Source organism: Roseateles sp. P5_E11 (genome assembly GCF_054049355.1).
The window spans coordinates 1-7,391 of the sequence record NZ_JBFUMO010000279.1 but is presented as its reverse complement, the minus strand read 5'-3'; the positions used below and the strand labels follow the sequence as shown (position 1 = coordinate 7,391).

Annotated in this window: 11 protein-coding genes and 1 pseudogene; 7 read left to right on the top strand and 5 right to left on the bottom strand. The window is 65.7% G+C overall.

The genetic code is table 11. The features are described from left to right. A pseudogene (locus tag ACXJKR_RS19120) lies at nucleotides 1-1,329 on the bottom strand (hypothetical protein); the annotation flags it as partial. Nucleotides 1,330-1,674: 345 nt separating this feature from the next. Here ACXJKR_RS19120 and ACXJKR_RS19115 point away from each other — a divergent pair. Next, a complete protein-coding gene (locus ACXJKR_RS19115; RefSeq protein ID WP_457324159.1) occupies nucleotides 1,675-1,800 on the top strand; it encodes a hypothetical protein in 126 nt (41 codons plus the stop codon). 332 nt (nucleotides 1,801-2,132) lie between these two features. Next, complete coding sequence (locus ACXJKR_RS19110; RefSeq protein ID WP_457324158.1) at nucleotides 2,133-3,311, top strand: tryptophan halogenase family protein; 1,179 nt, start codon at nucleotides 2,133-2,135, stop codon at nucleotides 3,309-3,311. 65 nt (nucleotides 3,312-3,376) lie between these two features. On the opposite strand, the gene ACXJKR_RS19105 is transcribed toward ACXJKR_RS19110, so the two are convergent. Beyond that, entirely contained in the window at nucleotides 3,377-3,589 is a 213-nt protein-coding gene (locus ACXJKR_RS19105; protein WP_457324157.1) for a hypothetical protein, read from the bottom strand. 885 nt (nucleotides 3,590-4,474) lie between these two features. Here ACXJKR_RS19105 and ACXJKR_RS19100 point away from each other — a divergent pair. Continuing rightward, nucleotides 4,475-4,807, top strand: a complete 333-nt coding sequence (locus ACXJKR_RS19100) for a hypothetical protein (protein WP_457324156.1) — start codon at nucleotides 4,475-4,477, stop codon at nucleotides 4,805-4,807. An 11-nt stretch (nucleotides 4,808-4,818) separates the two neighbouring features. Here the strand turns inward: ACXJKR_RS19100 and ACXJKR_RS19095 are convergent, their stop codons facing one another. Continuing rightward, on the bottom strand, nucleotides 4,819-5,190 hold the full coding sequence (locus ACXJKR_RS19095) for a hypothetical protein (RefSeq protein ID WP_457324155.1): 372 nt from the start codon (nucleotides 5,188-5,190) through the stop codon (nucleotides 4,819-4,821). 401 nt (nucleotides 5,191-5,591) lie between these two features. Here ACXJKR_RS19095 and ACXJKR_RS19090 point away from each other — a divergent pair, with 401 nt between their 5' ends. Both ACXJKR_RS19090 and ACXJKR_RS19085 read left to right on the top strand, forming a co-directional pair. Then, nucleotides 5,592-5,813 carry a hypothetical protein gene (locus tag ACXJKR_RS19090; protein WP_457324154.1) on the top strand — a complete coding sequence of 74 codons (222 nt, stop codon included), beginning with the start codon at nucleotides 5,592-5,594 and terminating at the stop codon, nucleotides 5,811-5,813. Nucleotides 5,814-5,847: 34 nt separating this feature from the next. Next, nucleotides 5,848-6,006, top strand: coding sequence for a DUF3309 family protein (locus ACXJKR_RS19085; protein ID WP_457324153.1), 159 nt, complete (start codon nucleotides 5,848-5,850; stop codon nucleotides 6,004-6,006). 23 nt (nucleotides 6,007-6,029) lie between these two features. Here ACXJKR_RS19085 and ACXJKR_RS19080 read toward each other — a convergent pair whose 3' ends face one another. Beyond that, nucleotides 6,030-6,317, bottom strand: coding sequence for a BON domain-containing protein (locus ACXJKR_RS19080; protein ID WP_457324152.1), 288 nt, complete (start codon nucleotides 6,315-6,317; stop codon nucleotides 6,030-6,032). Between the two features lie 188 nt (nucleotides 6,318-6,505). On the opposite strand from ACXJKR_RS19080, the gene ACXJKR_RS19075 reads away from it, so the two are divergent. Together ACXJKR_RS19075 and ACXJKR_RS19070 are read left to right on the top strand one after the other, a co-directional pair. Then, a complete protein-coding gene (locus ACXJKR_RS19075; RefSeq protein WP_457324151.1) occupies nucleotides 6,506-6,658 on the top strand; it encodes a hypothetical protein in 153 nt (50 codons plus the stop codon). Further along, nucleotides 6,655-6,870 (top strand): hypothetical protein, encoded by a 216-nt coding sequence (locus ACXJKR_RS19070; protein ID WP_457324150.1) that lies wholly within the window; start codon nucleotides 6,655-6,657, stop codon nucleotides 6,868-6,870. The genes ACXJKR_RS19075 and ACXJKR_RS19070 overlap by 4 nt, the downstream gene beginning before the upstream one ends. A gap of 35 nt (nucleotides 6,871-6,905) precedes the next feature. On the opposite strand, the gene ACXJKR_RS19065 is transcribed toward ACXJKR_RS19070, so the two are convergent. Further along, nucleotides 6,906-7,391, bottom strand: a 486-nt coding sequence (locus ACXJKR_RS19065; protein ID WP_457324149.1) for a DUF6920 family protein, incomplete at its 5' end; no start/stop codon positions are given.

Below are 7,391 nucleotides of genomic sequence, written 5' to 3'. Positions count from 1 at the left end.
GTCGTAGTCGGTCAGGTGCTCGTACATCTGCGCCTCGCCCCAGGCGTAGGTGTGGTCGTCGATCATCTCGGGGCGCTGTGAAGGCGTCGCGCTGGCCGCCATCGTCGAAATGAGCGTCAGTTGCGGGTACCTGGCCTTGATCGCCTTGTGGAAGATCGAGAAGCGCTTGTCGTAGGAGCCCGACTTGTCGAAGACGTCCTCGTTGCCGATCTCGACGTGACTCATCTTGAAGGGCTCGGGGTGGCCGTCCCTGGCGCGTTGCGCGCCCCATTTGGTGTCAGCGCCGCCGATGATGTATTCGATCTGGTCCAAGGCTTCCTGCACGAAGGGCGCCAGGTCTTCTTCAGAGGACAGCCGCTCGCCATTGAGGGCGTAGCCCGCGAACACATCGAGCAGGGGCTCCATGCCGAGGTCTTCGCACCACAGCAGGAATTCCAACATGCCCATGCCGTCGGTGGACCAATAGTTCCAGGGGCTGCGGTGGCCGGGCCGCTGCGCCGGGTCGCCGATGGTCTTCTTCCACTCGAAGCGCTGCCCGAAGGTGTCGCCCTCGACGTAGTTGCCGCCAGGAAAGCGCAGGAACTTCGGCTTCAGGCCCGCCATCAGCTCCATCAGGTCCGGGCGCAGCCCGTTCGGGCGGTTCTTGTAGGTGGGACCGAACACCGACACCTGTTGCAGCCAGAGCTTGCCCGGCCGGCTGGCGGTGAGCGTGAAGACGTTGTCCTTGGACGGCACCAGCTCACTGCCGGTGCGCAGCGTGATCTGGAACTTCTTCCAGTCGCGCCCGACGCCGTCCACCTTGCCGGAGACGAGCGAGGCGCCACCAGCCTTGACGAGCGAGGCCAGCAGTGGGCCGATTTCGCCTTCAGCCTTGGCATAGAAGGACACGGTGTRGCTGGTGTCGGGTTTGAGGCCGATGCCCCAGTAGCCACCGTTGCGGATGCCCGCCGGCTGCTCGGGCGATGCGCTTTTGAGAGTCAGCGCCAGGCTCAAGTCCAGCGCGTCGTTGAGCTTGTTGTTCCTGTCCAGGGCCAGCTCGGCCGCACCGACGGCGTTCCAGTACACCGGCTCCTCAGCCTGGTAGGCGTAACCCGCTTCGCCCTTGAAGCTGCGGTTGCGGATCAGTTCACCGTAAAGGCCGCCTTCGTAGGCAAAGTTGATCTCTTCGGTCATGAGACCGTACATGCGGGGGTTGATGCGGGTCTTGACCCGGTCGGCCGTGATATGGATCTCGGGCTGCGATGCAACCCCGGTCGACTGAGCATTCGCCGGCAGTGCAAGGAACGCACTGGCCAGCGTGCACAGGGACGTCAGATTGATGTTTCTCATGGAAGTAGTCAAACAAGGAATCGGCGTTACGACAGGTGGCATGGAGGTACAAGAGGCGGACCACGGCGGGCTAGGTCCGCAGCCCAACGACGGCTAAGCGCCCGAGCGCTTCGGCACACGCCGGCATCGTCGGATGCAGCAGCGTGCGGCCGAACCAGAAGTCTTCGCCAAGCGTTTACAGGCGCCAATGCAGGCGCAGCGTTGCATGTTGGGTGGGCAGATGAAGGAGGACACTGCTGCGGATTGACCAAATTGCGGTCTTGCCACTTTGCCACATAGCAACTTTGGTATTACCACATTGTGGTCCCGCAGCCGGTCCGACGGCACCACAACTGCGTCATCGTGATGACGGGCTACTCCGAGCAGATCCGGCTGGCCATGGCTCAAGGCTTCACGGTGCTGGTCAAGCCGACCTCCGCGGAGCGCTTGGCCAGCGTGCTGCAGGATGCGCTCTCCACAAAAAAACGCTGAGCGGCTGTAATTTCCTCCGGACGCTGCACACGGTGGACGATGGCGCCAGGCCTCAGAGGCCAGTCAAGGAGCGCCGGAGCTCGAAGGCAAAGCGGTCATAGGCGCCGGCACACCGCGGGCGACCGCTTGCCGCTGCAGCCGACGTTCAACTGACGAACTGTGAATGGCTCTCGCCAGCCTGAAGCAGCCAGCATCTCCGCACCCGGCGCTGGACCGAGTGGTCAAGTCACCGGACACGCTGCCCTGCGCGACACCTCCGGACAAGGTGCTCGTCAGGCGCCGGATTCCGTGCTCAGAAGACGCTGGACCTGGTGCTCACGTCGCGTCGAAAAATGCACGGCAACCTGTTCGGCTCGCAGACGCTGTGGGCCCAGCACCGCCGCATGGGCCTGGTGGACCCGCTGGGCACGCAATGCCTGCCGACCGTGATGGCCATGCAGGGCCGCTTCGTGCTGCCCCAGAACGATTCGCAATTCAAGTACGCCTACCACTTCGACGCCGTGCAGTACGCGGCGTTCCTGCGCAGGCTTGCTGTGCAGCGCGGCACGCGGCACACGCTGGGGCGCATCGTCGACGTGCTGCGCCGCCCCGATGGCGGCGTGGCGGCGGTTCACCTGGACGACGGCCGCCGCATCGAGGCCGACCTGTTCATCGACTGCTCGGGCTTCCGCTCCCTGCTGCTGGGCGGCACGCTCGCCGAGCCCTTCGTCGACTTCAGCCACTGGCTGCCCGTGGACGGCGCCTGGGCTTGCCCCTGCGAGCGTAGCGGCGATCAGCTCACGCCCTATACCCAGGCCACCGCGCTGGAGGGCGGCTGGTCTTGGCGCATCCCCCTGCAGAACCGCACCGGGCACGGCCATGTGTTCGCGAGCCGATTCATCGACGCGGACCGCGCCCGCGAGCAATTGCTGGATCGGCTGGACGGCAAGCAGCTGGCCGAGCCGCGGCTGCTGCGATTCACCACCGGCCACCGCCAGCGCTTCTGGGTCAACAACGTCATTGCCATCGGCCTGTCCTCGGGTTTCCTGGAGCCGTTGGAGTCCACCAGCATCTACCTGATCCAGGACGGCATCAGCCGACTGATGACGTTGCTGACCGAGGGCCGGCCGCTGGACGACGATGCCCGCGCGCTGTTCAACGAAGGCTCTGTGCGTCGCTTCGCGCGCATCCGCGACTTCATCATCCTGCACTACTGCCTCACGCGCCGCCGCGACAGCGAGCTGTGGCGCCATGTGAGCCGCATGGAACTGCCCGACACGCTGGCGTTCCGCCTGGAGCTGTGGCGGCGCTACGGCGTGCTGCACGAGTACGACGAGGAGGGCTTCGACGCGACCAGCTGGCTGGCCATCCATGCCGGCATGGAGCACTGGCCCGAGCGGGACGATCCCGTCATCGCCGAAATTCCACCCGAGCGCGCGCTGTCCGCGTTGAAGGGCCGGCGAGATGCCCTCGCCGCTACGGTGGCGCGCATGCCGCTGCATCACCGCATGCTGGGGCAAGTGCTTGGTTGAGTGCAGTCCATACAACCATGAAGGCGGTGTTGACATCGATGTGCCGTTATGCGCCTGGCGATCCTTCAAGATGGCCCGGCTGGACGCTCACGTATTTTCTGGTCCTTCTTGTCCTTGATCTTGTAGGTAGCGCCGTCCGAGCCTTTGACCTCTGCACCTTCTGGCGCGGGGAAGAGCGACCAGACAGTGTGCCCAGTCAGCGTCTTGTCGTCGACCCAGTCCGTCAACTTCTTCAGCAGCGAGGTCTGGACTGCGTCTTCAGTGCACAGGGATTTCATCGGTTTTCTCCTGTGCCAGCTTTCCTATGACGCCGTTCTTGAGCAATTCGACCGCAGCGGCCACGCTGGCCTTCGGGTCCCCATCCATTCCCTTGTTCTTGAAGAGCGCCTCCAGCGACGCGATAACGTCCTCGACGGTTCGGTTGGAGGCTTAGCTAGACGACAAGACCGCGGACACGATCAAAGTCTTCTTCTATCCTATTGAGCTCGCGCGCAAACGAGTGCGGCTCGAAACCGCGCAACGTGAGCCAAGGCACGCCACGCTTCGTGACGGGATGCCGATGGTGCTCGCCGCGCTTAGAGACCACCGGCAAGCGAAGGACCCAGCGTGGAAGTTGGATGCGGAGAGCGACGAGATGTGGGTACCGGATGTGGCGCTCCTTCGGCGCGCAAGAAGGGCGCGAAGGTGGGAGGCCCGCGGGCCAAGCCGCGAGCTGGAGATCGCAGCTTTGATCGGATCAAACGGTCGATCGCATCTTATGCACCCATCGATGTCGGCATTCGCACCAAATGCGATCCATCGGCGGCGGGATATGGGGAGTGAAGGATGTCTAAGTGCTTGATTTAGATGAGGGATCAGTCGCGAGATTCGATTCGGCGCACAAAGTACCCGCGGGCCATGAGGTTGCCGGCGAAGGCAGTCGCTGGCTCGAAGCGCCGGGAGGCCTCGCATTCTCGAGAGCGCCTCGAGGAATAGGGGCGGGCGGCCGCAAAGCCGCGTGGCCGCGGAGATGGTCTCGCCGACTTGGCCAGCCCGACGAATCGTCAAGGAATAGCGGCTTCAGGCGCCCGCGCCGGGCGCTTCGGTTTGCCAACAGGGAATCAATGGAGTTACCTCGCCTCAATTTACGAGCCCTTGCAGTCGGGCTCATCAGCATGCTCGCCTTGGACATGGTCTCGGGCTTTGCCGTCCTTGCTCTTTGGCCAGGCAGTGTTTCGACGTCGGCTGATGTCGCTGCGCTTCCCGCCCAACCCGAGTACTTGGCAGTTGTCTTTGTGCTCGGGACGTTGACGACTGCCATGGGTGGCGCAATCTGCGCCCGCCTGGCTCCAACCGTGCCGTACTGGCACGCAGCTGCGTTCGGTGTACTGAGCATTGCCACCGGCTTGCTGCTCTCCGACGCGGCGCAGTCGGCTTGGTTCACGGCGCTGGCGACCCTCGTCACCATCCCCGCGGCCATTTATGGGGCCTGGGCAGGCCTCAAGGCACGCCGGTAAACGGAAGGAGACTATCCCGGCGGCTGGATCAAGTTCACCGCCACCGGCTGCCGCCCATCCAGCACATCCGTCGTGACCTCCCGCAGCACCACGGCGCCATGCTGTTTGCGCCAGCTGTCCCAGAGATGGGCCGCGTCGGCATCGATGCTGGGCGGCCCGTTGAGCGCATAGGTGCGGCCCGTCTTGGTGGTCACTTCATCGGTGTCGATGTGCACAAAGGCCACGGCCGACGAGACCTTGGCGCAGTGCTCGTCCTCGATGTAGCCGACGAGATGCCAGGTGGGGGCGTCGTAGCTGGGCACCTGCACCTCCCAGGCCCGCCAGCGGACCAGCACGATGCGCGGCTCCTGGGAGAAGGGCGTGGAGATCCAGAAGCCGCTCATGGGCGTGCCRGCAGTGGTGGTTGCGTGCGAGTGGTGGCCGCCGGCGCCAGTCGGCGCGTTCTACGGCGCTGTTCAATGGCGCGACGCCACAGCGGCCTCGGCGCCGCGTGCGACCGGAGCAACTCGGAGCCGAGGTTGTCGAACCAATTCGGCACGTTCAGTCGGAAGGGGGTTCTCATGCCTGAGACCTGCACTGCTCAACCTTGAGCGCCCCTCAACAATGTCCTCAGCGCCAGCGCGTGGCTGTAGGACGTTGAGCCGCTTACATACCGGCGGGCCGGCAACGGGGTAGTCCGAACTGCCGGTGCACCCCTGGTGCGCTACCGCACCGACACGACCGCAGCGCGTGGCTACCTTGCGCTGGAGCACCTCCCGGTGTGGTCTGTCGCAAAGGAATCTTCATGTCTTCACGCTCAACAGCGCTGGCCCTGTGCTTGCCCATGCTGACGCTGCTGCTGGGCGGTTGCCAGCGCAATGAACCACCGCCCACGGTCATCGTCGCCCCCGGCCCTGCGGGCGAACCGGGGCCACCCGGGGCCACCGGCGCCACGGGCGAGGCCGGCAAAGCAGGCGCCACCGCCGTTGTCGTCGTGACACCCGCCGCTTCGGCGGCGTCGGCATGAATCAGGCCGAGCGCCTTCGCTCAAGGAGAACGTCATGAGCATCTCAACCATTCTTTTGATCGTACTGATCCTGCTGCTGGTCGGCGCCTTTCCGACCTGGCCGCACAGCCGCAGCTGGGGCTATATACCCTCGGGCGGCATCGGCCTGGTGTTGCTGATCCTCATCGTGCTCTGGCTGATGGGCCGGTTGTAGGCGCGCGCCATGCCTTGCACGCTTCAGGTAGCGTCCCTGAAGGGCGCGTGCGTCGCTGACGGTTGCACCGTGATGCAGTTGTTGACGCCGGCAAGTCCCGGCAGATGGCGCACGCAATTGACCGCGTCCTGCCGCTGGTAGTGCCAGCGCACTTCACCCGACAAGGTCAGCCAGCCGGCTTCAACGCGGGCCCGGACCCCGCCCGGGGGCAGGGAGGGGTTCCACGTCAATGCCGCCTGCGCCATGTAGGCGAGATCGGCATCGCTGGGTGCGGGCATCGCGGGCGGACGGCGCTGTGGCTCTGCTTTCATGGGGGCCTGTGCAGCAAGGGCAGGAGGAGCTTGGACGCGTGCGCTACGACGGGTCTGTGCGGCGGCGCACACAGCGCGGCATGCCACGGGTGCGCTGCCGCACAGTCAAGCGCGCACGGCCGCCCTAAGGTCTCGGCAGTCCTGGCCAGAAATCCTTCGTCGCCTGGACCTCAATGCCGGAGCACCCCATGAAGCAGTCGATGAAGGCCAAGAACAAGCCCGCGGAACCCGCCGGCCACCCGCCCGTGCTGGATATCAAGCCCGAGCTGCCCAAGCCGTCGGCCCACATGCCCGAGCGCCACAAGCACGCCGGCCGCAAGGGCCAGAAGGGGGCGCGATGAACGCCACCCTCCAAGCCGATCCTTCGGCTCGCGTTCGCATGCGCACCGACGGCCCGCCCGTCCCCATCTACCGCAACGAAGACCCACCAGCTTGCCGCGAGGAAAGCTTCCTGAGCATGGCCAGACGCCGTTCGCCCTGGGTGTTCCTGGTCGGCCTGGGCGCGGTGCTGATGGGTGGCCTGTTCGGGCAGGCATTCGTCGCCTTGGCCTAGGGCTCCGACAAGGAAGCCACAAGGACCCGCCCCCATCAAGCGCTGAAGCGGTAGCGCAGCTTGCCCAGGCGTCCGCGCCAATAGGTCTGGCGCCCGCTGAGCAGCAGCCAGGCCACCTCGCCGGCCAGAGGTACGCGCATGCCGTCGCGGGTCGTCCACTCCTTCCAGCGCCCTTCCCAGGGGGCCATTTCAGTCATCCGGCCCACCTTGCGCCCGCGCGCCTCGGCGCGCACCGTGTCCACCAGGCCGGCATCGCCGAACTTGAAGCGCAGCGTCACCGAGACAGCGCCGTCGGCCAGCGTGGCATCGGCTTGGCGCGCGTCCACCGCCGCCCAGCTCACGCCCTGGCTGGGTAGCAGGGCCGTGGGGTACCAGGGCGCCTCGGCCAGGAAACGCATCAGCTCCCCGCGCGCCAGCTCGCCCCCGCCCTGCTGGCGAGCCATGTCGAGCACGCCAAGCAGAGCTGCATGCAGCAGGCCCGCGCCGGCCAGATAGCTGTCCTGCACGCGCACGCTCAGGCC

Excerpts from the sequence above, each read along its gene's own strand:
- ACXJKR_RS19115 (WP_457324159.1), top strand. The coding sequence starts at position 1,675 with ATGACGGGCTACTCCGAGCAGATCCGGCTGGCCATGGCTCAAGGCTTC.
- ACXJKR_RS19110 (WP_457324158.1), top strand. The coding sequence starts at position 2,133 with ATGCACGGCAACCTGTTCGGCTCGCAGACGCTGTGGGCCCAGCACCGC.
- ACXJKR_RS19105 (WP_457324157.1), bottom strand. The coding sequence starts at position 3,589 with ATGAAATCCCTGTGCACTGAAGACGCAGTCCAGACCTCGCTGCTGAAG.
- ACXJKR_RS19095 (WP_457324155.1), bottom strand. The coding sequence starts at position 5,190 with ATGAGCGGCTTCTGGATCTCCACGCCCTTCTCCCAGGAGCCGCGCATC.
- ACXJKR_RS19090 (WP_457324154.1), top strand. The coding sequence starts at position 5,592 with ATGTCTTCACGCTCAACAGCGCTGGCCCTGTGCTTGCCCATGCTGACG.
- ACXJKR_RS19085 (WP_457324153.1), top strand. The coding sequence starts at position 5,848 with ATGAGCATCTCAACCATTCTTTTGATCGTACTGATCCTGCTGCTGGTC.
- ACXJKR_RS19080 (WP_457324152.1), bottom strand. The coding sequence starts at position 6,317 with ATGAAAGCAGAGCCACAGCGCCGTCCGCCCGCGATGCCCGCACCCAGC.
- ACXJKR_RS19075 (WP_457324151.1), top strand. The coding sequence starts at position 6,506 with ATGAAGCAGTCGATGAAGGCCAAGAACAAGCCCGCGGAACCCGCCGGC.
- ACXJKR_RS19070 (WP_457324150.1), top strand. The coding sequence starts at position 6,655 with ATGAACGCCACCCTCCAAGCCGATCCTTCGGCTCGCGTTCGCATGCGC.